The 26,565-nt window shown below is 58.4% G+C and carries 26 protein-coding genes; 20 read left to right on the top strand and 6 right to left on the bottom strand.

Annotated elements, in window-relative coordinates; all coding sequences use genetic code 11:
- Window positions 1-116 precede the first annotated feature (116 nt).
- Entirely contained in the window at window positions 117-443 is a 327-nt protein-coding gene (locus H2O17_RS04085) for a DUF4406 domain-containing protein (RefSeq protein ID WP_182050469.1), read from the top strand.
- A 523-nt stretch (window positions 444-966) separates the two neighbouring features.
- A complete protein-coding gene (locus tag H2O17_RS11790; RefSeq protein WP_425486305.1) occupies window positions 967-1,953 on the top strand; it encodes an Abi family protein in 987 nt (328 codons plus the stop codon).
- Window positions 1,954-2,159: 206 nt separating this feature from the next.
- Here the strand turns inward: H2O17_RS11790 and H2O17_RS04075 are convergent, their stop codons facing one another.
- Window positions 2,160-2,303 (bottom strand): hypothetical protein, encoded by a 144-nt coding sequence (locus tag H2O17_RS04075; protein WP_182050467.1) that lies wholly within the window; start codon window positions 2,301-2,303, stop codon window positions 2,160-2,162.
- A gap of 205 nt (window positions 2,304-2,508) precedes the next feature.
- Between H2O17_RS04075 and H2O17_RS04070 the strand changes: the two genes are divergently transcribed.
- Both H2O17_RS04070 and H2O17_RS04065 read left to right on the top strand, forming a co-directional pair.
- Window positions 2,509-2,883, top strand: coding sequence for a hypothetical protein (locus tag H2O17_RS04070; RefSeq protein ID WP_182050466.1), 375 nt, complete (start codon window positions 2,509-2,511; stop codon window positions 2,881-2,883).
- Window positions 2,883-3,977 carry a DNA cytosine methyltransferase gene (locus tag H2O17_RS04065; RefSeq protein ID WP_182050465.1) on the top strand — a complete coding sequence of 365 codons (1,095 nt, stop codon included), beginning with the start codon at window positions 2,883-2,885 and terminating at the stop codon, window positions 3,975-3,977. The genes H2O17_RS04070 and H2O17_RS04065 overlap by 1 nt, the downstream gene beginning before the upstream one ends.
- Here H2O17_RS04065 and H2O17_RS04060 read toward each other — a convergent pair.
- Window positions 3,974-4,111: a hypothetical protein gene (locus tag H2O17_RS04060; RefSeq protein ID WP_182050464.1), complete on the bottom strand. Its 138-nt coding sequence runs from the start codon at window positions 4,109-4,111 to the stop codon at window positions 3,974-3,976. The two genes, H2O17_RS04065 and H2O17_RS04060, sit on opposite strands and share 4 nt — an antisense overlap.
- 445 nt (window positions 4,112-4,556) lie before the next feature.
- Between H2O17_RS04060 and H2O17_RS04055 the strand changes: the two genes are divergently transcribed.
- The 5 genes from H2O17_RS04055 (at window position 4,557) to H2O17_RS04035 (ending at window position 8,273) form a co-directional block, all read left to right on the top strand.
- Entirely contained in the window at window positions 4,557-4,796 is a 240-nt protein-coding gene (locus tag H2O17_RS04055; RefSeq protein ID WP_182050463.1) for a hypothetical protein, read from the top strand.
- A complete protein-coding gene (locus H2O17_RS04050; protein ID WP_182050462.1) occupies window positions 4,793-5,269 on the top strand; it encodes a TRM11 family methyltransferase in 477 nt (158 codons plus the stop codon). Before H2O17_RS04055 ends, H2O17_RS04050 begins: the two co-directional genes overlap by 4 nt.
- A 122-nt stretch (window positions 5,270-5,391) precedes the next feature.
- Window positions 5,392-6,441: a DNA (cytosine-5-)-methyltransferase gene (gene dcm, locus H2O17_RS04045; RefSeq protein ID WP_281363062.1), complete on the top strand. Its 1,050-nt coding sequence runs from the start codon at window positions 5,392-5,394 to the stop codon at window positions 6,439-6,441.
- Window positions 6,442-6,459: 18 nt separating this feature from the next.
- The gene (locus H2O17_RS04040) at window positions 6,460-7,413 is read left to right on the top strand and encodes a DNA cytosine methyltransferase (protein ID WP_182050460.1); all 954 of its coding nucleotides are present in this window, start codon (window positions 6,460-6,462) and stop codon (window positions 7,411-7,413) included.
- Window positions 7,410-8,273: an NgoMIV family type II restriction endonuclease gene (locus H2O17_RS04035; protein ID WP_182050459.1), complete on the top strand. Its 864-nt coding sequence runs from the start codon at window positions 7,410-7,412 to the stop codon at window positions 8,271-8,273. Before H2O17_RS04040 ends, H2O17_RS04035 begins: the two co-directional genes overlap by 4 nt.
- A 26-nt stretch (window positions 8,274-8,299) precedes the next feature.
- Here H2O17_RS04035 and H2O17_RS04030 read toward each other — a convergent pair whose 3' ends face one another.
- Together H2O17_RS04030 and H2O17_RS04025 are read right to left on the bottom strand one after the other, a co-directional pair.
- Window positions 8,300-9,169 (bottom strand): hypothetical protein, encoded by an 870-nt coding sequence (locus H2O17_RS04030; protein WP_182050458.1) that lies wholly within the window; start codon window positions 9,167-9,169, stop codon window positions 8,300-8,302.
- An 18-nt stretch (window positions 9,170-9,187) separates the two neighbouring features.
- On the bottom strand, window positions 9,188-9,565 hold the full coding sequence (locus tag H2O17_RS04025; protein ID WP_182050457.1) for a hypothetical protein: 378 nt from the start codon (window positions 9,563-9,565) through the stop codon (window positions 9,188-9,190).
- 185 nt (window positions 9,566-9,750) lie between these two features.
- Between H2O17_RS04025 and H2O17_RS04020 the strand changes: the two genes are divergently transcribed.
- The gene (locus H2O17_RS04020) at window positions 9,751-10,887 is read left to right on the top strand and encodes a hypothetical protein (RefSeq protein ID WP_182050456.1); all 1,137 of its coding nucleotides are present in this window, start codon (window positions 9,751-9,753) and stop codon (window positions 10,885-10,887) included.
- A gap of 33 nt (window positions 10,888-10,920) precedes the next feature.
- Here H2O17_RS04020 and H2O17_RS04015 read toward each other — a convergent pair whose 3' ends face one another.
- The gene (locus H2O17_RS04015; RefSeq protein WP_182050455.1) at window positions 10,921-11,085 is read right to left on the bottom strand and encodes a hypothetical protein; all 165 of its coding nucleotides are present in this window, start codon (window positions 11,083-11,085) and stop codon (window positions 10,921-10,923) included.
- 492 nt (window positions 11,086-11,577) lie between these two features.
- Window positions 11,578-11,748, bottom strand: coding sequence for a hypothetical protein (locus tag H2O17_RS04010; protein WP_182050454.1), 171 nt, complete (start codon window positions 11,746-11,748; stop codon window positions 11,578-11,580).
- A 125-nt stretch (window positions 11,749-11,873) separates the two neighbouring features.
- Between H2O17_RS04010 and H2O17_RS04005 the strand changes: the two genes are divergently transcribed.
- The 10 genes from H2O17_RS04005 (at window position 11,874) to H2O17_RS03960 (ending at window position 26,564) form a co-directional block, all read left to right on the top strand.
- Window positions 11,874-12,386, top strand: a complete 513-nt coding sequence (locus H2O17_RS04005; RefSeq protein WP_182050453.1) for a hypothetical protein — start codon at window positions 11,874-11,876, stop codon at window positions 12,384-12,386.
- A gap of 921 nt (window positions 12,387-13,307) precedes the next feature.
- Window positions 13,308-15,689, top strand: coding sequence for a type IV secretory system conjugative DNA transfer family protein (locus H2O17_RS04000; protein WP_182050452.1), 2,382 nt, complete (start codon window positions 13,308-13,310; stop codon window positions 15,687-15,689).
- Entirely contained in the window at window positions 15,641-17,047 is a 1,407-nt protein-coding gene (locus H2O17_RS03995) for a hypothetical protein (RefSeq protein ID WP_182050451.1), read from the top strand. The genes H2O17_RS04000 and H2O17_RS03995 overlap by 49 nt, the downstream gene beginning before the upstream one ends.
- The gene (locus H2O17_RS03990; RefSeq protein WP_182050450.1) at window positions 17,044-17,340 is read left to right on the top strand and encodes a hypothetical protein; all 297 of its coding nucleotides are present in this window, start codon (window positions 17,044-17,046) and stop codon (window positions 17,338-17,340) included. The genes H2O17_RS03995 and H2O17_RS03990 overlap by 4 nt, the downstream gene beginning before the upstream one ends.
- Window positions 17,341-17,787: 447 nt before the next feature.
- Window positions 17,788-17,937 (top strand): hypothetical protein, encoded by a 150-nt coding sequence (locus H2O17_RS03985; RefSeq protein WP_182050449.1) that lies wholly within the window; start codon window positions 17,788-17,790, stop codon window positions 17,935-17,937.
- A 150-nt stretch (window positions 17,938-18,087) separates the two neighbouring features.
- Complete coding sequence (locus H2O17_RS03980) at window positions 18,088-18,324, top strand: hypothetical protein (RefSeq protein WP_182050448.1); 237 nt, start codon at window positions 18,088-18,090, stop codon at window positions 18,322-18,324.
- Window positions 18,325-18,567: 243 nt separating this feature from the next.
- On the top strand, window positions 18,568-19,374 hold the full coding sequence (locus tag H2O17_RS03975) for a hypothetical protein (protein WP_182050447.1): 807 nt from the start codon (window positions 18,568-18,570) through the stop codon (window positions 19,372-19,374).
- Window positions 19,375-19,397: 23 nt separating this feature from the next.
- A complete protein-coding gene (locus H2O17_RS03970) occupies window positions 19,398-24,236 on the top strand; it encodes a hypothetical protein (RefSeq protein WP_182050446.1) in 4,839 nt (1,612 codons plus the stop codon).
- A gap of 35 nt (window positions 24,237-24,271) precedes the next feature.
- The gene (locus H2O17_RS03965; RefSeq protein ID WP_182050445.1) at window positions 24,272-26,197 is read left to right on the top strand and encodes a hypothetical protein; all 1,926 of its coding nucleotides are present in this window, start codon (window positions 24,272-24,274) and stop codon (window positions 26,195-26,197) included.
- Between the two features lie 49 nt (window positions 26,198-26,246).
- Window positions 26,247-26,564 (top strand): hypothetical protein, encoded by a 318-nt coding sequence (locus H2O17_RS03960; protein WP_182050444.1) that lies wholly within the window; start codon window positions 26,247-26,249, stop codon window positions 26,562-26,564.
- Window position 26,565 lies beyond the last annotated feature (1 nt).

Raw genomic sequence — 26,565 nt, 5'->3', positions numbered from 1 at the left:
TGCGCGTGGTGCCACGAGCCTCTGGAGCTGTTGTGGACGGCAAGCTGCGCCGGCCACAACGTGTATCACGGCGCATGTTGGTACGAGATGTATGAAGCAACCCAAGGGCAGGACTCATGAACATCTATCTTGCCGGGCCCATGAGCAATCTTCCCGACTTCAATCGACCGGCATTTATGGCTTTCGAGGAGAAGCTGGCTGTGGCCGGATATGTCGTCCTCAACCCCGCCAGGGTCAGACTTCCCGAAGATGCCACATGGCTCGACTACATGCGCTATGCCTTGCGAAACCTCTCCCATGCCGACGGCGTGGCCATGCTTCCGGGTTGGGAAGACTCCATCGGAGCCACGATCGAACATGACCTCGCGACTCGTCTCGGACTGGATGTGCGTGCCCCCGACGAATGGTTGGTCCACACACATGTCCGATCTCGGAACACATGAAGGAAGGCTTAACCCCATGGCACCGAACGACTACACGCTGCCCACGCAACCGGGCTTTTATTCGCGACCGAGCATCTATCCCGACATGGCGTGGATGCTCGACCGGCGCGGAGACTGGTGGCTTGTGACCATGAGTGGACGCGCAGGATCCATTCGAACACGAAAACGAGTGAAACCATGAGGCTGACGAAACCGTAGGCAGAACTGCTGACTGAGATATGCGGACCTACCCCGGATGGAGGGCTTTATATAGACATGTACCGCCGCTATGGTCGAACAGCCACCGCTCTCGAGAATCGCAGACTCATCACCAGCACATGCGTGCATGGAGATGTCTACTTCTTCGCACCCACACGGGCTGGCCGAGATTGGGTGGTAACAGAGCGCTGACACACAGTGAGACACGCCGCATTCACTTTGAGTGGGGCCGCACAACTCGCTATGGTTGATACCAACAGTACTCCCCGGCCTCTCATCGCGATGCTACAGGGGAGTCCTTTTTTTGTGCGGTGAGTGTCGGCGTATGCTCATAGGCGTGTCCTCACTACAGAATCCACCTCCCTATCTCGATATTGATGGACGGATTAGCTATCTCGTCAACCGAGGGAACCTTGCTTCCAAAAGTGCGTGTAGTCAGCGAGTGAGAGACTACCTTGAGCACAACAATTTTCACTTCTTCCTCGGGTATCTTCGCAATTACGTCGCCTACGGGGGACGTGGTGGCCTTGATGCCGTTGTCGACATATGCGAGTTGGACGCCAAAGTGTCGCTTGAGCTCTTCTCTGGGATACAACGGGCCGAACGAGGAATCCGATCATGCTTTGTCGAAGCATATTGCGCTGCTGGGTTGGACCCGTGTACCTACTATCTGCAAGACGAGTCATATCGAATCACGAAAGACGGAGAGCACTCTCTTGCTCGATCCATCCGATCGCAGATTCTGCGCGCGAGCGAACCATACATAAAGAAAAAGGTGCAGGAATCCTGTTATGAACAAGGCATCCCTCACGACGATCTTGACACAAGGACACCAGAAGAACAGGTGACGGCACTATCCACACTTCCCATTTGGTCCACGATTGACTGGTGGACCTTCGGGACTCTCTCACGTTGTGTCCCCGCATTAAGAGTTCCAGGGAGCACGTCCCTCGATCAACAGACTCTTCTTATAGGTCCGGTGGCTGAACGTCTAAACGTCGGTGCCGAGGGACTTGCTCGACAGTTGGAGAGCGTTTCTGTCCTTCGAAACCTCGTCGCACACCACTCGCGCTTATGGGCGAGACCCGCTCCTGTCACGCCGAAGTTTCCCAGCGTTTACCGCCGAGAGAAGAATCGAACTACTTGGCCTCAATCAGGGTATGTGCCAGTGCTGACACTCGCGTCGTTCCTCCATGGCATAGAGGGCAACCACTCGTTTCGAGACTCCATTAGGGACCTCGTGGATTCCAACCCTGAGTACTCAATCGGGATGCGTAGATCTGGAGCGATGACTCAAACGATCCTGTCATAAGCCGTCTTCGCTACAACCGCCCCAGAAGATGAGCGAGATCTAATAGTCCGGTCTTGTAGGTTCTTGTCACCCAGTATCCGTACTCCCACGCACCCACCGTCACTTCTCTCAGGGTGCTGTGGTGGATGTCGAGTCCGATGGGTGTTATCCCCGACGTCGCCAAAAGGTCTTCCCCATCCATCTGGAGGACGTGTGCGTGCGGACCTTCATCCCAGCTCGGGAACTGAAGGAGGGGAAAGGATGCCTCGCATCTCCTGAGCGTCCAAAACGTTCCAGCCCAACATTCTCACCGTCATCGAGTACGCCATCCGCATCTGCGAGCAGTATTTCGAGATAGGTTGCGAACTCACGCTCAGACAGTTGTACTACCAGTTCGTCTCGGAAACCATCGACCAGTCCCCCATTTTCGTATGAGTGATGTTGCCGAGCGGTGCGATGACATCTGCGAGCGGTGGAGTGAGATCGAGATTCCGCTGGGCTCCTGACGCACCCAGTGGGCTTTCCCGCACACATAGCGAGTGTCCAACAGACGCCTCGCCGTGAAGGAAACACCTCATGTCCACCGATCCATGCATCGACATCATCGCGCAGGCGATCAAGACCACTTGTTCCGGCTATGTGGAAAACACTCAGGATGTTTGCGAGTGTCGAGTATGTGACTGTCGGCGGGCATTCGCCAACCAGGCAGGACACCACACCCACATCTACGAAGAGATCGCACGAGCCGTCCGCTCCCAGATTGCCCGTGAACTCGAACTCGATCTGCCCACTATCCTCGCGAACGAGGCCAAAAACGCGTATGGGTGGCTCAGTGACGGGCACAAGTGTGTGCGCATTGACGAACCCGACCGGGTCTCCTACTGCGGGGATGGGTCCATCGACCTACACCACATCGCCTCCATCGCGGCCGTATGCATCACGAAGCTCTAATGAAGGGAAGTGGTACAGACGGCGCCACGGATCCGATTGGAACCTTTGTCTCTCTGTACGCGGGGGCTGGCGGACTCGACATCGGATTTGCCCGTGCAGGTTTTGCCCCAGTGTGGGTCAACGAGCTCAATCCTGTCGCGCTGGCCACTCATGAAGCAGCATTGGCTCGTCTAGGGCCTTTCTCGTGCACATCTTTCGCGGGCGATCTCCTCACCATTCCCGCCGTCGACCTTCCCCAGCAAGGTTCGGCCGACCTTGTCATAGGTGGGCCACCCTGCCAGGGGTTCTCCATCGCCGGAAAGATGGATCCCAACGATCACCGCTCCACCCACGTCTTCCATTTCATGGACATGGTTGAGCGTGTCCGCCCGCGTGCCTTCGTCATGGAGAATGTTAAAGCACTCCACACTAACGCAAAGTGGAGTCACGTTCGCGAGAGCCTCATGTCTCGAGCGAATGGGCTCGGATACTCGGCCCGTCGTGTTCTTGTGAATGCGTCCGATTTCGGTGTTCCCCAGAATCGTGAACGGATGTTCTTGCTGGGGGTGCGAAGGGACATCGGTGAGCCTCGAGTGCCGATTCCAACGACGGCTGGTGCTCCTGTCACAGTTCGGGAGGCATTGTCGAGTCTTCCCCACTATACGGAACCGGGCAATGATTCCTTGTGTCGGGCACGAATCACGGTGGCCCGACATCCTGTTGTGCGCCGTTCGGCGTATGCCGGGATGTTGTTCAATGGAGCTGGACGTCCGTTGGACCTCGGTGCTCCGTCGCCGACGTTACCCGCATCCATGGGTGGGAATCGGACCCCCATCATTGACCAGCGCTGGCTTGATGAATCCGCGACCGGGTCGTGGGTGGAGGACTATCATGCTCGTCTCATGAAGATGGGTGCCGATGGTGTGGACCAGATGGTTCCGGGCTTTCTGCGTCGGCTGACCGTCCAGGAGGCGGCTGCGATACAAACCTTCCCACCCGACATGCACTGGTGTGGTCCGGTCTCGGCTCAGTTCCGCCAGATCGGTAATGCGGTTCCCCCGCTCCTTGGGTTCGCTCTCGCTCAGGCGGTGAGGTCCTCCCTAGGTCTTGCCTAGTCACGGTTGGACTTCCAGTCATCGACGCTCCATGCGGCCTCATACCAAGCGCTCGCCACGTCCTCACTCAGGTGTGCATCCAAAACTCTGACGAGTGCCCTCGTCAGGACAGCCCAGATTCTCATGATTCTCATGGGTCCAGCGTGAGGCGTGGTGGAGGTGGTGTCGGCGGGGTATACCCGGTCGGTGTTCGCGAGATGTCTGCCCGCACACTGTGGAGGTGTCCATGACACGTACTAAGGAGTCCACCAATCTATGAAGCTGTTCATCGACACCCGAGGCGATGGGAAAGTCCATGTCGTCGACGCGAAAACCGTTCGGAAGAACGCTCTCGAAGCCGTGTGCGGCGGCTATGTTCTCCAACCAAACCGAAAGGACGTCACCCGCTTTTTGGGGACCCTCCATGACGTGACGTGTCCCGAGTGTTTCCATACCATCTACCAGCCCACCACGAGCAGCCGGTAGGCCCGCAGCACCGAATGGTGGCAAGACCTGTAGCCACCTGCCCGCATACGAGCCTTTGCTCGCCCGCACACTATCTGGACGTCCATGTCACACTCTTACGAGGAAGCCTCCCCCATGAGCGCCAAACACGCCTCCCCCACCAAGCCCACCTATGAGCAACTCGAAGCCGAGAACGCCCAACTGCGCCATGATCGCAAGCTAGACCGGGAACAGATCGGACTCATCACCCGAGACTCCGATCTTATGCGTCAGGAGCTTGACCGGCGGCGTGCCCGTGACGCGGCACTCAAGGGGATCGAGGAAGACTCACGGGCCTTCCTTCAGTTCCTCGAACTGCACGATCAGTACGTATGAATCCTCCAGTCCTCGACCCATGTTGCGGCAGCCGCATGATGTGGTTCGATAAGTCCGATGATCGGGCTATCTTCGGCGACATCCGCGACGAACAGGTACGCATTGATGACGGGCGAGTCTTGTCTGTCCATCCTGACATGGTCATGGATTTTCGCCATCTACCTTTCGAGGATGAGTCGTTCTATCACGTCGTGTTCGACCCGCCTCACCTCACCAATCTGGGAGCACGTTCCACGATGGCCGCAAAGTACGGTGTCCTAGGTCGAACCTGGCGCGATGATCTGAAAGCCGGTTTTTCTGAGTGTTTCCGTGTCGTGAAGCCGTGCGGGACTCTCGTCTTCAAATGGAACGAGTATGCGATCCCAGTGAGGGATGTTTTAGCATTGACACCCCACCGACCCCTGTATGGGACCCGATCGGGCAAGCAGGCCCGCACCTTGTGGCTCGTCTTCATCAAGGACGCGAACGAGTAATGCAGGAAAAGACCGTGCCACTTAATGCACATGACGTGCCGGGGTCCTGATGAAGAAAGCACTATCGGACTCGCGCAGGATTTTGGCATTCAACAACCACCGACACATGGAAGGTGACACACGTGCCGCATAGTCAGGACACATTCACCTTCATCGACTTGTTCGCTGGTATCGGCGGAATCCGGCGAGGATTCCAGGATGCTGGTGGAACATGCGTGTTCACCAGCGAATGGAACAAGTACTCCGTCCAGACGTATGTGGCCAACTTTGGCCAGGATGCTCCCATTGCCGGTGACATCACGCAGGTCGAAGCCGAGAGTATCCCCGACCACGACGTGTTGTTAGCAGGCTTCCCATGCCAACCCTTCTCCACCGCTGGTGTCTCCACAAAAAACTCACTGGGTAGGCCCACCGGGTTTCGGGATGAAACTCAAGGGACACTCTTCTTCGAGGTGGCACGCATCATCGACGCGAAACGACCCATGGCATTCTTTCTCGAGAACGTGAAGAATCTCGTCTCTCACGACCACGGACGCACTTTCAGAATCATCCTGCGCACCCTGACAGAAGAACTCGGCTACCACATCTCCTACCGGGTTATCGACGGCGGACTCTTCGTCCCCCAACACCGCGAGCGCATTTACATTGTGGGGTTCCGGGAGGAGACAGGTTTCGATGTGAACTCTCTTGTGTTGCCGTCTGAGCGTTCGGTGTTGGCGAGTGTTTTGCATCCGCAGGATGGTTCTGAGGGTGTCGAGTATCCGTATACGCAGGGTGCGCAGGCGAGGGTGAGTGACACGTACACCCTGTCGGATCGGTTGTGGGCGTGGTTGCAGAATCATGCTGCTAAGCACAGGGCTGCCGGTAATGGGTTTGGGTTTGGGTTGGTTGGTCCGGAGGATGTGGCTCGTACGTTGTCGGCTCGCTATTACAAGGATGGGTCGGAGATTCTTGTGGGGCAGGGTGGGAAGAATCCTCGTCGGCTCACTCCGCGTGAATGTGCTCGGCTCATGGGTTTTGAGGACTCGTTTGTCATTCCGGTGTCGGATACGCAGGCGTACCGTCAGTTTGGTAACAGTGTGGTTGTTCCTGCTGTGCGGTTGATTGCTCAAAGTATGGTTCCCTATCTGCCACGCCTGGACCTCGTGTCTCGGGAAAATGTGACCTGGTGACTGGGTATTGTTAAGCCCATGATGACTTCGGTGGAGATTTGTTCTGGTGGTGGTGGACAAGCCTTGGGTCTTGAGATGGCGGGCTTTGAGCATGTGGCTCTTGTCGAGAATGACCATCATGCGTGCACGACTCTTCGGACGAACCGTCCCGGATGGAATGTTGTCGAGGAGGATTTGCATACGTGGGATCCGACGCCTTTCGTGGGTGTTGACCTTTTGGCTGGTGGAGTTCCGTGCCCGCCGTTTTCGAAGGCGGGTCTCCAGTTGGGCGGAGACGATGAGCGCGATTTGTTTCCTCGGGCCATCGAGATTGTCGGGGTTATTCGTCCGCGCGCGGTCATGTTGGAGAACGTTCGTGGATTGTTGGACATTGCTTTCGAGACGTACCGCAGGGATGTGGAGAATCAACTTCGCGAGCTCGGTTACTCCCCACAGTGGCGTTTGTTGAATGCGAGTGACTTCGGTGTCCCCCAGCTTCGTCCCCGTGTCGTCTTTGTGGCGATGCGCAATGACCAAGCACCGTTCGTGTGGCCCACTGCGTCGGTGGAACCTGCCCCGACTGTTGGACAGACTTTGGGTGCGCTCATGGGTGCCAACGGGTGGAGGGGTGCACGAAAGTGGGCTGAGCAAGCCGATTCGATCGCTCCTACTCTTGTTGGTGGTTCGAAGAAACATGGTGGGCCTGACCTTGGTCCAACGCGTGCCAAGCGTGCGTGGGCGGCACTGGGTGTTGATGGCAAGACAATCGCCCAGGAAGCACCCGAACGCGACTTTGTCGGGATGCCGCGTCTGACCGTTGAGATGGCAGCCCGCATTCAAGGATTCCCTGCCGATTGGGTCTTCACTGGAGCCAAAACAAACGCCTACCGGCAAGTGGGTAATGCTTTTCCTCCCCCTGTTGCCTGTGCGGTGGGAACGGCTATCAACGCGGCATTGTCGGTCGCGGCGAGCGAGAATCGTCGGTGCGCATGACCGCCTGGCTCTCTCAAGAACGCGCGGCCTTCCACACACGTCTCGTCACCGATCACACGCTCTCGCTTGATGCTAAGGGTGTTGCGTCGAATGCGGATCGGTCTCAGCGTTCATCACGGATGATTGCGGCCTGTATCGCTGAGGAACTCGGTGCCAGTCAAGTTGCGGTCAAACACGATGGACAGCACGCCGGCAAATTGTTTGAGGATGCGGTTGCTGGTTTTGTTACAGCAGTCTTTCCCCACCTGCAAGCTATCCGGCCCGGCGCATGGACGGTGACAAACTTCGGGTCGTCGCGCTCGGAGTATCAGCTTGCCAAGTATTCCCCCTACCTCCATTTGGACAGTCTGGCTGACGCGGTCAAGAAGGATCCCACGCTCTCAACCGTCTTGGGTAACTCGTATTCGATCAGCCCCGATGTTGTTGTTGTGCGAGCCCCTGAGCCCGACAGTGTCATCAACCGTGACGAGTTCCTCGTCGACGACAAGGCTGGGACTGGTGCCAGCATCCGCGCGGACTATCATCCCGAGAACATCGTCCATGCCGTTGTCTCGTGCAAGTGGACCTTACGCTCCGACCGCGCACAAAATGCACGATCGGAAGCTCTCAGTCTCATCCGCAATCGGAAGGGCCGCACGCCGCACATCTGCGTTGTCACGGCTGAGCCCTCACCGTCTCGCCTAGCTTCGCTCGCTTTGGGGACGGGCGACATCGACGCTGTCTACCATTTCGCGTTGCCGGAGCTTCAACGTGGCGTGGAGAAGCTGGGCAACGATGAAGCCTCATCCATGCTCGACACTCTTGTTTCGGGTAATCGTCTCAAAGACATTGCTGACTTGCCGTTGGACTTGGCCATATAAGCCCCCCGACACCCACCAGCATCCCGTCAGGTGATCGGTTCATGCCCTTCGCTGACGTGGTCTAGGTATGGCCGATAGCCATCCAAGAGTTTCTGGAGGACGTGGATTTCCTTACTATCCCGGAGCGTGTTTTCGTCCACTTGCTGAAAATCGTCTTTGGACAAGCTCTCAAACATGACAACACCGATGTTTGCTCTATGGTGTGCGTCGATCCTGATTCCGATGAGCTTGCTGGATTTCATTGTCAAAGCGCTGGCGGTTGCCTCATCGAGAGGTTTGATGTGGGATGGCCATTTTCTCACCCGCTTGGTGTACAACTTGACGAGCAATAGTTCGTTCGTACTTTCGAAGCTTGCTGATGTAAAGCCCTGTTCCCAGGTTGCACCCACAAAACCCACATTGTCGGGATACTCAGCCCTGCCCTTCCTTTTCAGGTTCGGGTTGAAAGATGTGCGCGCGACCGGAACAAGGCTTCCACTGGCGCTGATCGGATGCTCGCCAAGCGAGTTCTTATGTACATAGACTGTGGCCCGGCAATTAGAGTTCCACGAATCAGCCTCTCGGCATATGTTCTCTAAGAGAATCTCAATTGTTTCACCAATTACCTGCCGCCCGAACTCCATCTCTTTGCAGAGCTCGGTATTCTCTTCCACCAACTCGTTTGTCGACCGCTCCTGTTTGGCAGCGAGCAATCCACTACCAAGGGCGATGACGCCAACAACCATGAAGAGTAGTTTGGGTGCGCTCTCGATAACGAGTGGCACAACCGTCAAGATGAGCGTTGCCGCAAGCGCCAAGAATGACCACACACGGTCACTCACGTGATTGACGAACGAGACCACGCGGCGATTGCGGTCACGCACCTTGTCCGATCGGGAACGATCCTTAGTCTTCATCAGCCGTACGGCAGAATCTCACGCTGAGATGAGATAGCTTGCGAACTCTTCATAGTCGCGCGAGTTGTCGCGACCCGTCCCATCATCGCCAACAAGAGTGATCCCGAGTTTCTTCACAACACGTGCGATCAGGTCTCTAGCCTTCTTTTCAACATCGGACATGGAGACTCCATAGGCTTCGATGGATGCTTCGATGGAGCTTTGCCCCGGGCCATAGAAGTTCGGCTCGAAATACGCCAACGCCTCTTCGACACCTGTGTCGTGGGCATTCACCCCTTCTTGAGCAAGAGCGCTTCGGAACTCCTCATACGCGGGTCGCACGACATCAATGTCACCACGCACAACGAACTCTCCAGTGAAACGGCCATGGGCCGTCCGTTCGATCTGGTCGTCCATGATTCCTTCCTTCACCTACGTTCGTCTTCAGTCTTACACAGGTCGGTTCATTCATCGTAAACATTCTTCGGACAGTTTTGGCAATGGTCTCATGATCGCGAACACACGCCACTGCCACCGCATAGACTCCACTGTGAGACACGCCCGCACACTGAGTCATCAACCACGAACGAAAGGTTGATGACATGGCGATGACGTACTTCTTGACGGAGACCGAACTGGCTCGCACCCGCAAGAAGGTTGACGACATCATGAAACGTGCCGCACGCAAAGGCTATGCCGGCAGTGTCTGGGTGGAGGCGGTTCCCACCACCCGCGAGGTGACCAATGCTGGCGACCAGTCCTACACGATCGCGGGCTTCGACGTCACGATCACCGGGCAGGCTCCCCACTATGGGGGTTACACGTTTGTCGCAGCCGTCGATACTGTCGGAGACTCGGTTGTCGTGCGGGCCGTCCCCGGGGCGGACACGAGCGACATCGTCAACGACGCCCTTGTGGCGGGCATCTGCGAACACTGCCACACGAACCGACGCCGCACCCACACCTACCTGTTACGCCGTGAAGACGGCACCCTCATGCAGGTTGGTAAGACCTGTATGAACGACTTCCTCGGTCGCACCGTATTCCCCGTTCTCCTCTTTGAGGATGAGTTCACCCGCACGTTCGACACACGCGGACAAGGGCTCACCACCACCTACCGGGTTGTCGACATTGCCCGTATCGCGTTCGCCGCCGCCGACACATGGGGGTATCACTCGCGCGAAAGTGAAAACTCCACATTCGGCACGGTCATGACAATCGTGTCGTGGTCGAAAGGTGCTGACGATCTCAACGCGACCCTGGCACCTATCTATGGCAGTGAAGCGGCCGTCCAGTCACGTATCGACGCAATTGTTGCCCAGATCAGTGATGAGGCGACAGGTTTTCTTGCGAACCTGCGGGTTGTTCTTTCCTCCGAGTTCGTCAGCTACCGTCAGATCGCCATGGCAGTTGCCGGTGCATCTATAACGCCCCGTGCTCGCGTTGCCGGTCCCACCTACCACTCCCAGTACATCGGTGAGGTTGGACAGACAGTACATGTGCGCGGCCGTGTCGCTCGGGTGGGTACGATTGCCGGACTCTACGACACGAGTCGCCGCGTCATCACCCTTCACGTTGGGTCCGGGGATGTTCTCACCATGTTTACGAGTGCGTCGTGGGCGTGGGAGGTCTCAGTTGATGATGAGGTGTCGCTGACCGGCACGGTCAAAGATCATGAAGAGTACAAGGGCACCAAGCAGACCATCCTCGTGCGTCCCCGCCTCAGCCCACGCGAGTGAATGAGACACCCCCACACGATGAGTGAGGGTGTCTCACCATACGGTGCGTACGTCCCAATCGGAGTGTTCGGCCTTGCAGAACTGACACACAAGGATGCCGTCGGTTGGCACCCACCTGTGGCGGATACATTCACCCGTTGCTTCGTCGAAGTGTGCGAAGATTCTGGCGACAGTTGCGTCCTTGTCGTCATTCGTCATGGCTCGAACCCGCCTTCAGGACAGCGAGGATGACAATACCGAGATTGGTGCCGATGATGAGTCCGGCAAGGAAAGCGATCATGGTGTGCTTCTTTCGTATCAGGTGAGTCCTACAAGGAAGATGTGTGCGGGAGACCAGTTCCGCGCACGCCGGCACGGGGCGAGTGCCCTGGTGATGTATCTGGCGTCGGTGAGGGCACGTGCTTGCGCGTCGGTCAGGTCAACTCCAGAGAATGTGGGTGTGTCAGCGCTTCCGTATCCGGGTAGGTGTGTCAGCTTTTTCGCACCCCGGCGCCACATCACGACAACGACCTCTCCATGTTTGCCACGCGCCTGTTGTAGTCGTGGGTGGCTCGCTCGCGGGAGACGAACGCCCACATATGGGTGTGGGTTCGTGTTGAAACGACAACACGAAAACCATGGGTAGGGATCTCTTCGAGTTGTATCTTCACCCCATCGACTCGCCTATGGGCGAGGATGATCGCTACCGCTTCACATGTCATCGTCGACATCGCGTGGGAAGAGGGAGTCCTTGATGACATAGATGGCGGCTGCGAAGATGGCGAGAACGATTGCCGCCGAGACCAGGATGGAGCCAACAGTGGCGATCCCTGTGAGGATGTCGCCAAGAATGGCAAGGAGTAGAAGAGTCGTCTGACTCATGAGGAGCCTCGCATCGGTAGGAAGGTGGTCACTTCCTCTGTGTGCGGGACAGCTCACGTAAGTGTCCGGGGGCAACGGTAATGTTGCAAACGTCAGACCGACACCTCGTATAAAGGAGACTGCTTGTGAAAGCTTTCGTCATCACGGAATCCGGTACCGGATTCTCGAACTATGGATGGGAGGAACTCGCACCCCTCATGACCCATGCGTCCCTCATCCACGACGACGACTACGAAGGACACGACATCCTGCGTCGCCGCGCCCTCTTCACCTATGTCGAAGAAGCCCAATGGGGTCTCATCGCAGACGATGAGAAAAACAGCTACCTGTCCGACGACGAGTACGCAACACTCATGGTCGCTGACCGTCACGCACCCTTGTGGGCCGGTAAAGAATGGGAAGCGGACATTCCCCTCATCGTCGTGGACGACCTATACGAGCCAGACCACATCCCCACCGGCAACGTCATCCACACCAGCTACGCACACAACACCATCTTCATGGAGTCCCTCGTCCGCATCGGAGCCATCGTTGTCGTACGCGACGACGACATCATGGACGAAGACCCAGCCATGGGCACGCGCGACGAACTCATCCAACGCCACCCCGAAACCGACTGGGACCCTGACGAGTTCTAAGCCCCGCCCCAACCCCGCGCGGAACCACCCGACTTCGCCGGTAGGCCACGCTCGCTTCGCTCGCGTGCGTCACCCACCCCGCCATGCCAACTGCCACGCCCCGGCGTGCCATTCTTCCCGTCCTGCCCTCCGTCCACCTCGCACATTCTCTTTCCAACGTGGCCTCTGTGGAAAGAGAATGTTTCTCTGTGTCCGACTCACACGCCACCGTGTCCATCTCGGGTACGCCCCTGGGGGCGAACCGTTCGATAGACCACTCCTCTTCTAGCGTGGGGCATCCCGGATGGCGGGCTGGGTGACCTGTACGCTCCACTCACTGTCACCATCCGTTCAGGATGTTGATGCACATTCGCTCACGTAGGTACAGCTCCATCACCCACCATCACCCGTGTTTTCACACCACCCATGCACATCACTGATCATCCACTCGCACCACCACTGCTCATCTGTTCACATGGCTGCGCCCGCACTCCTCACCACCACCGAACACCCACCCCATATGCACATCCACCCACACCACTGATGCACGTCTGTTCACGAACCACGATCACACCCCACCCCCGCACACACCACTCATGACACACCTCTTCCGGACTGCGCCCCGCCACACACCCCGCCACGCGCAGCGCCCCAACCCACAACCCACACCCGCTTCACCATCACCCATGACACCAACCACCCCGGGGCACTGAGCGACCACACGCGAAGAGCACCTGCGCCGCCCGATACACCCAAGCCACCAGCACATCAGCCCACATGACGAAGATTTCTTGACGAAAAGGAAAGAAAACTGAGGAATTGTGGGGTGATTCGGGAAGGCTGGTGGCACGTGGGAGATGGGCAAGCAAGGCGAAGAATCCGCTGGGGGGCGGGTTTTTTCGGGGTTTTTGGGTCCACGTGTTTTCCGCACACTGGGAGAGTATGACTGCTCCACGTACGTGTTACACCCTCACCCGCACCGGACAGATGTCCACCAACCCGTCCGTTCTCATGCAAGGTCTCGGTGTGGCGTTAGCGAATCTGACATCGCGGGGTCCAGCGACTCTCCTTGTCCACCGCACGAGTGAAGCGCTGTCCTCCTACATCATGACGGGTTCGAGCCATGAGGAAGAGACGGCGGCAATCGGTCTGGCGCGCTCCCTGGGTGCGCGAGCTGACACCTGCGACGAGCCCCAGTTTCGTTCCCCGACCGACCAGATCGTCCAGCTGCGCGTGTCGGCCCGCCAACACCTCGACTACGGTGCAACCTTGGCCGGTGCGGACCCGGCGGCCATCATTGACCAGATCTCCCTCATCCTTGAAGAAGACTCGTGGGTGGCGCTCGTCGTCCGCAAACCCTCCCGGTTGGAGAAGAACCGGTATGCGACCTTTGTGCGCACCATGCGGGCCGGACAGATCCAGCACTATTCCAAACAGTCCGCCCAACCTGTGGTGGCCGCCGTGTATGCGGGAGCCTCCGACACCTACCGTGCCCGGCGCATCATTGATTCTCTGGTCGGCTCGTGGGTGGGTTTTGACGTGGACACACGCACGAGTCACCCTTCCGTCGTCCCGGCGTTGGGTGCATGGCTTCTTGGAGGAGCCGCGTGCCTGACCCTCCACGTGACAGGCATTCTTGACCCGTATGTTCCACATCCCTACCTTGTCTGGGCGGCAGGATTCTTCGCTCTCATCGGCATGTGTGTTGGACGCGGACTCATCCCCACACGCGCCACTCGTCTGCGACGCACTCTTCCCCCACCACCCCACCGGAGTGTGCCCGCCTCGAAGGGACGCCGAGCAGGAGTAGACAAGGAAGGCAACCCGATCGAGGCACGTGACCCGTCCTATCCACTTCACGCCTGTAGCGTTCTTCTATCCCCCATCATGGCCGCCACGTTCCTCTCACCTCAAGCCGGTGCCGAATCGGGAGCAACCCAAACATTTCACCGTCCCCCACCACCATCGGCCCGGGCCCGTCAGGGTGCATTCGTCGGCTTGGCGGAAGAGACACCGACGTATGTGTGTGATGAGGATGCGGGTCTGGGCATGGCGATCTTCGGGTCTCCCGGTTCCGGCAAGTCGGTCTTCCTTCAAGGCATGGCCGCCTACCTGTTCGGTGAACAGGCACACCCCTCCCGGCGTCCCAAAGCACCCGGAGCACACAACTCGGTCATCATTTTTGAGATCAAACCAGACGGCGCGAAAGCCTACGTTGAGGTCCATCGCACCGTCACCCAGGTGGTGGGACACTCCCCTAACCCATTGTGGTACATCAATGTTGCTGACCCCACCTGCCCCAACGGGATCGACCTGTTCGGGCCCGGGGCTACCGCCGAAGATAAGGCCGCACTCCTGACAGATGCCCTCGTGTATGCGTCCGCTGATGGAGAGATCGGGTCGGCGTCACGCGAGGCCCTCATGACAAGTTTGCGTGCCGCCCAGTTCGTCGACGAGACAGTCCTGTCCAACGCTCAGGCGCACAAGAACGCACCGTTGGGTGCATTCACGCCCGGATCGTTCGTCCACTACGCCCACATTCTTTTGACCGGTATGGGGGATGAAGCAGGAAACATTCTCGCCACCGAACTGCGCAAGAAGCTGATGGACGGTACGGCCTACATGCTTCAATGCGCTGCCGCCTTGGACACCTTGTATGGGAAGACAACCCCGGCCCAGCGGCGCGATGCCACAAAAGCTCCCCGCAACAAAATCGCCCGCCTTGCCAGCCTCGACCACCTGTTCCTGAGCGCGAATAAACCCTCGTGGGAATGGATTCTCACCAACGCCCACAACGTTGTCATCCTCACCAGCGGGCAACACCCTCATGTGCTCAGTGACGATGAGGAGACTCTTGTCACCGCAATCTTTACCTACACGCTCCAGCGCACCGTGCAAGCCCACTGTGCCGGCTGGGATGAGTTGGGTTGGTATCACACCCCGATCTTTGACGAGGTGTCTACCATCGGGAAAGACTCGCCCCAGATTCTTGACTGGTGGCGCAACAAGGGACGCTCGTATGGTGCCCGTCCCATCTACGCCACCCAATACCCCAGCCAGCTTCACCCCGACCTGCGCCGCACCATGCAGACTTTCCCTGTCTTCGTCTCCTTCAAAGCCGACGACTCGGTCATTGCCACCGAGATCGCGGCACGACTGGGGGCCGACGGGCAAGAATGGAGCGGACCCGACCTCATCAACCTGCCCCGCTACGAGGCAGCGATCTCCGCATCGTCCCACGGACAGTCCCAGCCCACGTTCACAGCATCCACTGTGTGGTGGAAGTCGGATCCGCAGGCCTACATCGGGTACGCGACGCTATGACGGCCTCGAACCTTGCACCCCCGTATGTCTCCCCATACCCAGATGACCCCCGCCCCGAACCAGCCCATTTGTTGGTGCGTCCACGGGTCCCCGACTACGCCCGAGCAGGCGGGAGGCGCGACCCGTTCTATTCGGGCATGTGGCCCACCCACGACTCTTTCACGTGGCAAAGCGCAGACAGCGCCCGACTCCTGACGGTGCGAGGCTCAGCCACCCGCCCCATCCCGACGGTCAACGCCGCATGGAAACATGTTCTCGCCCATCTGGAAGAGACCATCGAAATTGTCAGTGTCGTCGCTTCCTACCGCACCCTCACCTTCACCCAGATCGCCGGGTTTGTCCGCCATCAACCCACCGACGACTTCTCCCACCTCATCCACACTCTCTTCGCAGCCGGAATCCTCGATCGCGGAATACACATCCCCTCTATCGTCGCCGGAGCCGACCCGAACAACCTTGACCTGTACGCCTTCCATCTGAACAACGCGACCGACTGGCGCACCACTCTCAACCGTCACCTCACACTGCCGGGACGGTGGGCCGTGGCGGCCGGAACACCCCTGAGCGTGGGTGGCCAATATGCCCGCCACAACATTCTCACCGCCGAACTCCTCCTGCGAGCTGCGGCCTACCTACCGGTCACCGTTGCCGGGGAAGCCCAATCCTTCCTCACCGATCTTGTCGATGCGGGCAGCCACAGAAGTGCCAAACGTGCAGATGGCATCATCGTGCGAGACGACGACTTCATCCTCGGCATCGAAACGACAGCCTCCTCCTCGCGCGGACTCGAAGACAAAGTCATCGCATGGGCTGATGCGCTCCGGGGCGCACCGGGAGGTAGGGCTGTGCTCTTCCTCGACGCGATCCCGTTGACCGAATCGAAAACCACCTACGCCCAGTTCCAACACCGCATCGCCAAGATCATCCGCCGTCACCTAGACGGTGCATGGAACCGCACCATCCGCGAGCGCATTCTCACCGCCTCGTGGAAGTCGTGGTTTCACCCGGACGGGCCGACGAGCGAGTTTGGTTCACTTATGTGTCAACGCTATGAGGTGGACTCACGCCAATGGGTGAACGTCACTGTCTTGGGGGATGGGCGGATGGTAAACCCAGAGCCGACCACCCATATTCATCGGGGGTTGCAGGCAACACTGGTGTCTCCGGCGTGGACGCGCACCGACCCGTTGCCGATATGGGCGGGGTTGGCCCACGGTGCGGGTGTGGATGTGCCACCTATCGACATGCGGTTGCGCCGTCGGGTGTCGCCTCCACGCGCGCTCTCGCCCGGTGCGCCCCGGAGCAAAGATGTCGAAGCGGTACGGCGCGCTACTCTTCCGCACACTGGAGAGACATGAGAAGCCTGAAAACCATCGCGTGTCTCGTTTCTATTCTCGCATTTGCTGTCATGTGGCAGATCGATGTGGCGATCGTTCAAGGAGTATGTACTTTCGTGGGCATCACGTGTGCCTCCTATGTCTCCCGCCCGCAGACCTCGGCTCGGTTCGTTCGTAAGGTGTCGGATTCAAGCGAGTCCGTCTTTTCGAGTGAACCCACGTCGAACCCACAATCTGCCGACATGTTCGAGACATGGGATGAGCCAGCACTAGGCCCCATGTCTCAACCACCTGCCGCCGACCCGTGGGCGTAAGACTGTCTTCCGTTCACCAGATCAAGCCACGCCGCCACACTCCCACAACTGAGAATGCTGCACGCAACTATGACAATGATTCACCATTCCGTGTACACGTCCACCGCTCACTAGATTCACCGTCGACCGGAGACTCGGGCATGTGCTGATCCTTGTTGCCGCCATTATCCATTCCATGGGGTGTTGGAGTTTTTGTTACCAATAGGTGTGATTCGGTCCGACTAGGATCAGAGCTGTTAGATATCTTGATCCGAAAAGAGAGGACGAGCTTTGGGATTGACAAGCGACCAATGTGGGACGCTGACCGAATTGTTGGTGATGGTGATACTTGCAGTATGTGTAACAGAGTTGTTCGCACAGATACATAAGTTAAGAAACTACGGTGGATACAGGGATGTCGCGTCTTCTGGGATGATGGCAGGCCAAATCTTTATGCTTTTCGTGCCTATGTTCTGGTCCACTTGGGGATTCTTCAATGATGGATTGGGAGAAGCGGCCACTCGGGGAATCGAGCTTCTGACATTTAGTGCGCTTGGAATCTTTGCTGCAACTATCCTTGTGAAACTCTTGCCAAAGAAGGATGACAGACCGCAGTAACGCACGTATCAGCGTATGAGAATCCACTCTTTATGCTGACGCGCCGCTGGTTTGCCCAGTATCTCGACCCACGCATCGAGCCGAAGGCACATGAGCCTTTCGACTGCATCAATCACCATGCGATGGCCGTGTGCGTTTCTGCTCCCACGAATGGATCTCAATTCTGAGTCTTTCGATGGCGCCCGCAAATGGATTGAATCGATGGACATAAACACTTTGGATGGACTCCCATTGACGCAAGTCGCAGCCAAAATCGTTAAGGACGGTGTCCGATTCGATCCGAATATGGTTATCACCGAGCTCTTATCCAACACTTTGCGTCTGGAAGCAGAAGTGAACAATCTCGGAAGTAGAATCTCTGAACTCGAGGCACGGATGCAAGGCTAAGTGTTTCGGCTAGTCGAAAGACTTAGCCTTGCATCCGTGCCCACCCCGACTTCTCGATCAGGGTGGACGCATTTGTAAAGCGGGCGGACTACCCTCCTCCACACAGAACGAACCCCTTTACAATAATCGGCACCGGCAATAGTGCACTCATGAACTGTTGACCGGACATCCGTGGTGCCCGCAATCATCTCGATCTGAGTTCCGCACACATGACAGGTATATCCCTTTGATGAAGGAGTACCTGTGTCCATCCCCTCCGCAAACATTCACGGCACCCCGGGACGCGCCATCCTCGAATCCGATCTACCACGTGACCGGGTGGATGCCGGAGTAGCCGGAGAAAAACGACTGGCAGACGCTGTGGAAAACGCGCGCTGGGGAAGCATCAACCCGCACGTGTTCTACTCGGCAAAAATCCCCGGACGCATCTTCGATGCCGACGCCATGGTCCTACGTGGACGCGACGTTCTCATCATCGACGCAAAGAACTGGGCCTCCGGCTACGACTACAAGTTCAGCCCCACCCCCGACGGGGCACTCGCCATGCGCCGCCGCCACGCAGACACCGCCGGAACATGGAGCCCGTTTGCCGGTGGCGACATACACATGAGCAAACACCTCACCGCATGGTCCAGCTACCTGAAAACCCGTGTAACCGGAGCACTCGTCATCATCGCCGAAAACACGGACATCACAGTCGAAGCTCCCTTGAACTTCGTCCCCATGACCATCACCAACGTTCACACACTCATCCACCACATGGTCCCCGAAAGCCTCGTCGATTCATCCCTCGTGCTCACCCTCGACGCGTGCACATGGGTAAACCACCCAACCCGCACCCTCACACCCGCCACCCGCACCCTTGTCGGACTCATCGTCTTCGCCCTCTCGGCCTACGCCGTAGGATGGCCCGCCTTCCTCCCCATCACACTGGCCACCGCATGGGTCCTGACCCGCCCCACCCCACCCGAGCACCAACGCGCCCGCCAATGGGCATCACGCATCATTCTCATCCTCTTCGCCGTGGCGGCAACCACGCTCATGATGTGAACGTCTCCGCACACTAAGAGAGCATGGCAGCACAACCCACACAATCCTCCTGGTTCTACCCGATCAGCCTCGCCAGCATCGCCGTGGCAGGACTGGCCACATACAACGGATACCCCGGACTCATCCTCATCCCCCTCGGGCTTGTCGTTGCCGCAATCATGGAACAAACTCCGATCCTGACAGGGGAACGAGACCTCCTCACCAAACAACCCACACCAGCCAACACGACCGAACACCGTGCCCAGCGCCGCTACACCACAACTCGAACCATCCTGCGCGCACTCCTGCCCAACCCAACATGGATCGACGCCCGCTTCATCACATGGTGGATCGGACCCGGCCTAGCCGGCATCAGCACCGCCATCACCGTCTGGAACTCCACCACCTACATCCTGTGGTGGCTCAACCCTCTCGCCACATTCCTCACCATCCACATCCTGCGCGCCACCACCACCTTCCCCGGACCAACCTTCACCCGCACCACTCCATGGTGGACATATACCCTCGCGCTCGCAGCCGGAATCGCCGCCGGGTGGCAAGCACACGTCCTCACATTCACCACCACAACCGAGTGGATCGACCCGACCCGCCACACAATCGTCGGAGTCGGCGCAGGCATGAGCGTCACCGCCACCATCATGTGGGCCGCCACCTACACGACAGCAAAAAGAGACTGGGCAGACCAAAAAGATGCCCGCGAACAATGGACCGACATCTTCCACGCCATCTTCCCCCGCTACAGACCCCCAGTCGTCTCCTTCCACACCACCATCACCAACATCGACATCACCACGCTCACCCTCGACCAAATGCTGTCAGTCGCCGACGTCATGAAAGCACAAGAAAGCCTCGCCCGCTTCATCCCCGGCGCAAACCTCTACTGCGTCCACGCCCCCACCCACGACAAAAACGGACAACCCCAATACGGCACAACATCCCCGACAAGCATCCACCTCATGATCGTGCCCCCAGAAACACGCATCGACCTGTCCGACCCCACCCTGAGCGACACAGACCTCTACCTCCTCACATCTCTCGCACTCGCGATGTCTGTGGACGCCTACATGCAAAAGACTGCTCCTGACAAGAGGATTGTGCCGTCCCGCATTGTTCGACTGGATGAGGTTGGCGAACCTGCCCCGGTCCATCATTTCTGGGATTACTTCATCGCCCCGGAGAATCCAGACGTCCCGGCACCAGTGGAACCTCCGCAGGTAGTGGAGTCGGTAGGCACAGAAGAAGCCACACCCGAAACGGAGCCCGCTCGCCCGGAACTTCCCCTCATCGACGTGGTTCTGGGTGAGCCGCGCATGGGTCTGGTCGAAACGATCCGTGCCCGATTGACCCGCCGCCTGCCCGACCCGTGGAGTCAGAGCGAACACACCACCGCACCGAAGGCACAACCCGATGTTGTGCCTGACTCTGCTTCCGTGCCCGAACCTGACGCGGAAGAACCGGAGTCCACTCCCGGACCCGTTCTGCGTGCTATCAGCCTCGTCAACGCGATGACCGGCGAAGATGACTTGACCAATGTCGCCCTGTGGTACTCCTCCACCCTCGAAAAAGTCATGTCCACCCCGTTTGCGTGTGACACACTCGCCACCCACACCCTCCTCGTGGGTGACACAACCGGCGCCGCGCATCTGGCAGCAACCCCCGAACGTACCCACATGGGTTCCGCACTGGGAGTACGCAACCCGGGAGACGACATTGTCCCCCAACTCCTGACCCGCATCTCCGATACGAACGACTGGGACACCCGGTGGGCCTCCATCAAGAAGGTCGCATCCGTGGGGCCAACCGCCGAATGGGCAACCTACCGCAGCGCCGACCTAGGACGCGCCCACCTCGAACAAATGGGGTTCGTGACCCGCAACGGCATCGAACCACGCCAATTCACCGGCATCGACAACGAACTGGCAGCAACCTTGCAAGGAGCACCCTTCTGTGCCGTCACAGGTTTCCCCGCCGCCGGCAAAGGACCCGGCACCCGCCACAACCAGGCCATCACGGTCACGTGGTCCCACAACGACATTCCCATCGACCCGGCCCGCATCATCCCGGTCAAGAAGGGACGCACCGATATCTGGACATCCTTCCGCACCGAATCGTTTCCCGAGCATTGGGTGCTGGCCGGACGCGTCTGCAAAGCATTCACCGCCGTTGGCCTCGCCCGCCCCGAAGTCATCCAGACCCGCCCGCTGGCACAACCCGGTTCAGCCTCTCAATGCTGGAGGATCGACGTGCGCCTTTACGACGGGGTGACGATGGCCAACGTCCGTACGAAACTCCAAGCACTCAAAGCCCAATTCGCCTGTGAATGGTTGGCCGTCGCCCAAGACGAAGACCCATCCGTCATTCGTCTCGTCGCCGGAACCCCGTTCGAACGGATCACATTGAGCATGGAAGACGATCGACGCTGGCTGACCAACCTCGCCTGGCAACAGACGTTTGAGGCGGCAGGACTCATCTCCAAGACAACCGGGACGCTCCCGGTCACCCTCGACGTGACACCTCTACCAGCCAACCCCACGATCAAGAAAGTCACGTTTGCTCTGCCCGCAGGAGTCTCCCTCACCGACGTGCAGAAGAAGAAAGGTGCGATCGAGAAGGCGGCAGGACTGGCCTTCCTCGAGTTCTCCGATGACCCAGACGACCCCCGCAACATCACCGCCCTCACGTGTGTCGACAACCCCTTGCCCGACACTGTCGACTACGACTTTCAGTGGGCCGACCAGCATCCCACAACTGTGGGACTCGGAGTGGGTATCGACGGCAACGTCATCGAATGGAACCCGCAAAACGACCCGCACCTCATGCTCATCGGATTGACCGGTTCCGGCAAAGCGCTGGCCGCTGACACCCTCATCCACACCCCGAGCGGAAGTGTTGCATTGAGGGAGATTGCACCAGGAGACATCATCAGCGACGGGAACAACGAACCGACCGTCGTCTCTTCCCTGTCCGACTGGATGGACTCACCGACATGGTATGTCACCACCGCCAACGGAGACATTCACGAAGCCGACGCACGCCACCTATGGAGAGTCGCCGACCCCGATGTGGTCCACATTCGCCCCGACCTGGCCACATCCGACCAGCTCGCTACCCTCGCCAACCGTGTCCACAGCTACGCCCTCCTCGAGGATGCCGCCGACCTCATGCACGTCCACCCCGACGACCTTGCCAACTTCCGTCTAGCAGCCATACCCGCCATCTACCGCACCAACAAGGTAGGCACCGTCTACTGCATGGACGAACTCATCGCATGGCTCTGCAACAACCCCTCCACCATCGGGGGCTACACAATGTCCCCCACCCACGTGACAGACCTTGGCATGAATGACCTGTGGGTGGATGAAGAAACCATCACCCGTGTTCTCACCCCGATTCCTGACCCGCGCGGGGTCCGTCAAGCACTACTCCTCTCAGGTGCCGAATCCCGATGGGACCGGATGTGGAACGTCGCCATGCTCTATGCCGTCGACGAGATGGCCGACGCCTACTCCCGCGCCCTCGCCACCGGCTCCTACCACCGCGAGCGCGTTGTGACGACCCGTGAACTGGCGGACCTCGATGGGGTGGGGATCCTGATTGATGGGGAGTGGGTTCGTGTGGAGAGTGTGCGCCCGTCCGGGCGTGTGGTTCCGGTTCGGTGTGTGCGGGTGGAGAGCCCTAATCATTGTTTTCGGATCGGGTCGGGGGTGCCTACCCATAATTCTGCGTCGGCTCAAGGTGTGATTTATGGGTGTTTGGCGAATGGGTGGGATGTGTGTGTTGCTGATCCGAATAAGGCCGGGGTTGATTTTCAGCCGTTTCGTCCGTGGATGTCGGCTTTTGTCAATCAGAAGCAGAGTGAGAATGGGCGGGCGTATACGGCGGCGATGTTGGAGTCCGTGTATCGGGAGGTGGACCGTCGGGTTGGGTTGAATGCGCAGTATTCGGCTGCTAATTTCACTGAGCTTCCCAGTGGGGTGCGTCCGCGTCGTCTCATTGTGGTGTTGGACGAGTTTAACTCGCTGATCAAGGTGTCTAAGCCGGTCAAGCCTGCTTCGGGTGCGAGTCAAGAGGTGTTGGCGGGGTATGCGAGAGCCATGTCGGAGGTGACGGCGGTGTCTCGGATTGGGAAGTATGCCTCTGATATTGGTGCCCAAGCTCGGAGTGCGGGGGTGTCTCTTGTTCTCATTGGGCAGCAGCTGAAGGCGAGTGATTTGGATCGTTTGCCCGAGGCGAATGGTATTCGCACGAACATGACGCGCATTCTTTTGGGTAATTCCACTTTTGGGGATAAGCAGGGTGCGTTGCGGGCTCCGGAGGCGGCTCCTGATTTGGGGTCGTATGTGCCTCATGGGCGGGGGTATTTCGAGTCGACGATGGCTACTCGGGCTTCCATCATTCAGTTTTGGTATTCGCATCCGCCCAAGGAGGTGTATCCGCGCGAGTTGGAGATGCGTCGGGAGCCTGACCCGTGGATGCTCCGTTTCGACGTGGATGAGAAGCTGATTGATCCGGTTGTGGAGGGGCAGATTGTTCAGGAAAGACCCGAGGTTGATATGGGGCTTGTCGATCTGGATTGGGGTGAGCCTATCGAGGGTGAGGTCGATGGGGCGAACACTGTGGGCGTGGATCGCCAGGACGACCTCGCACTCGAGGATGCGGATGAGGGGGATCTTGAGTCTCGTGACCCTGACGAATGGGACGAACGTCCTGTAGTTGGTAGTCGGCTTGGGCGGTCGCCTGTGGGCACGCTTCGCGGGGCGTCTGGGGCCGAGGTTGGTGGTGTGGATGAGGATTCCTTGGATTCCATGATCGGGACTTTGCCGCCAGTTCGTCACGATTCGTCACGTATTCAGGAAAGCTGACGCAGGTGTGGGTGGACCCCGCACACAACATACGTATGGAGAACGCCCCTCAGTCGCGCATGTACAAAGTTGGTGACCCAGATGACATGCGAGCTCTATCTCGAATCATCACAAACAAGTCACGCCTGATGGCCTTCAGCATGACAATCGGTGAGGAGCTCGCATCTGATACAAACCTGTACTTGGCCAACCGACTTCGTCGTGATCCTGACTACTGCCTCTCATCGCCGCAGTTGTCACGCATCATGACATCGCTTCTCCAGTCGAGTATCGACCTTCACCGTCGGGGCAAGGTTGGGATCGCAATGGATGTGTCTGGCACCCGAAAGACAGCAGCAAAAGAACTCGGTGAGAGGTGCGCAGAAAAGCGTAGGGAGCAACACGGTCACGACCTGACTCGTTCCCAAATCCAAGCTATCGCTCAGGACGTTATCGACCAGTGGCCCGACAAAGCACACAAGCCTCCTCGGGACTTCTGGCTCTCCCCCGTGTTCTTCGACGAAACGGAGATACAGAATGTGCCTGTCTACGACGAACATCCAGTCGACTTTGAGGGCATCTACCGAGAGATGGACGCGACAGCCTCCAACAGAGAGGCGCAGCGCAGAGGTAAGGAACTTGTGTGGGCGGCGATGGCACCCACCTGCCCGATTCGGCCCGTGACCGAAGCTGACGAACGAATGTTCAAGTCCATGACTGACACGGACTGGGTCGTCCGGGTAGCTACCGCGTGGATGAACCGGCATCCCCACAAGTGGACCTATCTCCTTTTTGCACCGTTCGGACACACATCCATCGAGCAGAAGGACGAAATCGTCCGCATTCTTCTCATCACCCCAGCTCTGGCTGGCGATCTCCTCACCCATGCCTACACAACTGCACGCCAACGAAAGGCAACCATGTCCATCTCACCAACCACAGCACAGCGCGGCGAATCCCTCCGCAACCCTCGCAACGGACAGTTCGGGCAGGATCCCTCCTCCCGTCAGGACACCCAGGTACAACTCGCAGGTCCCGAGTACTTCAATCTCGACAACCCTGCCGACTTTGAGCAGCTCAGCCGAATTGTGCGCGCCGAAGCCTATGCTGTCTCGCGACGCCGCAAGCCGATGGGCGCTGGTGCCGCCTACACCAATGACCTGTACGACGAACTGACCTCTCGTGCCGGGATCACTGTCGTCACGATTCACCGCAAAGCCGGGAAAGTCAGCGGGTGGGAAGCCCGCCACGCAGTCAAGAACGCCATGTCGACAGTGCGCAACCTCGAACAATCCACCGGGTCCATGTATGGCGGGGAGATGAACTCCGCTGAAGGACAAGCACGCAAGAAGTACATCGAGCTCAAGAGGAAAACCGAAGAAGAACTCGGGCGCCAACTCACTCCCCGCGAGCGCCGGGATGCCGAGGCGCAGGTGATCGCTCAGTGGCCGCAGTACACCAAGTCGGGCAAGCGGCGTAAAGATCGGCCAGCTGCGGGGTTCGCGGAGGGAAACATTACGTATGCGGCTGCGCGTGTTGATGCGGATGGGCAGCGGCAGAGTCTTGACGAGATGATCGGGATGGCCAACCCAGCTGTTGATGTGTTTGCGGAAATCGACAGTGGTTATGCAGATCTGGATATTGATGATCTCTCCAAGCATGAGGCCACTCGGGCGTGGTTTGCCGGGGAGACGGGCGGAAACTACATCGTGGCCGAGACCTACTCCCAGCGTAAGGCGTCCACATACCGCAAGATCGTTGAGGGTACCGGGAAGAGTGTCGTGGCTTTGTGTGATGAGTGGGAGAGCGCCGAGGACGATGCGGATGTGTCGGACGCCTTGTTCGCCCCGTTTCAGAATGCTGTTTCGGATCGGGAGCGGGAGAACGTTGTCCATGCGCTGCGTTCCCAAAGCAAGCACGCCGACAGGTTATGGGTGGAGGCCCTGCGCGCCTCAACCAAACATCCGTCCCGAGCCAAGTGACATTCTCCGCACACATATGTCATGAACCGTCTTTGAAAGGAGACACCACATGTCGCCGTCCACCACTCGTATTCTTGCCGATGATTCAAACCTCCACGGACAGTGGAGCACCTTCGTTTCTGTTGTGGGGGGTGATGGAAGCTTCCTGACGTTCTTGGCAGTCATTGGCATTGCCATGATTGTCGCCGGTGTCATCATGATGATGTGGACCAAGCGTCGCGGTGGTAAGGCGTCGGGAGCTGTCTACCTCATGATCATCGGAGTGGTCTTGGCCGCCCCCAAGGCGGTCATTCCTTTGGTTTTGCTTGGCTGGGACTTTTTCGCCAATATCGTCATCGGGATCGCAACCCGAGGGTTTGGCGGCTGAT

Origin of the sequence: Changpingibacter yushuensis, from assembly GCF_014041995.1 — a bacterium.
GTDB lineage: Bacteria > Actinomycetota > Actinomycetes > Actinomycetales > Actinomycetaceae > Changpingibacter > Changpingibacter yushuensis.
This window is presented reverse-complemented; position numbering and strand designations above follow the sequence as displayed.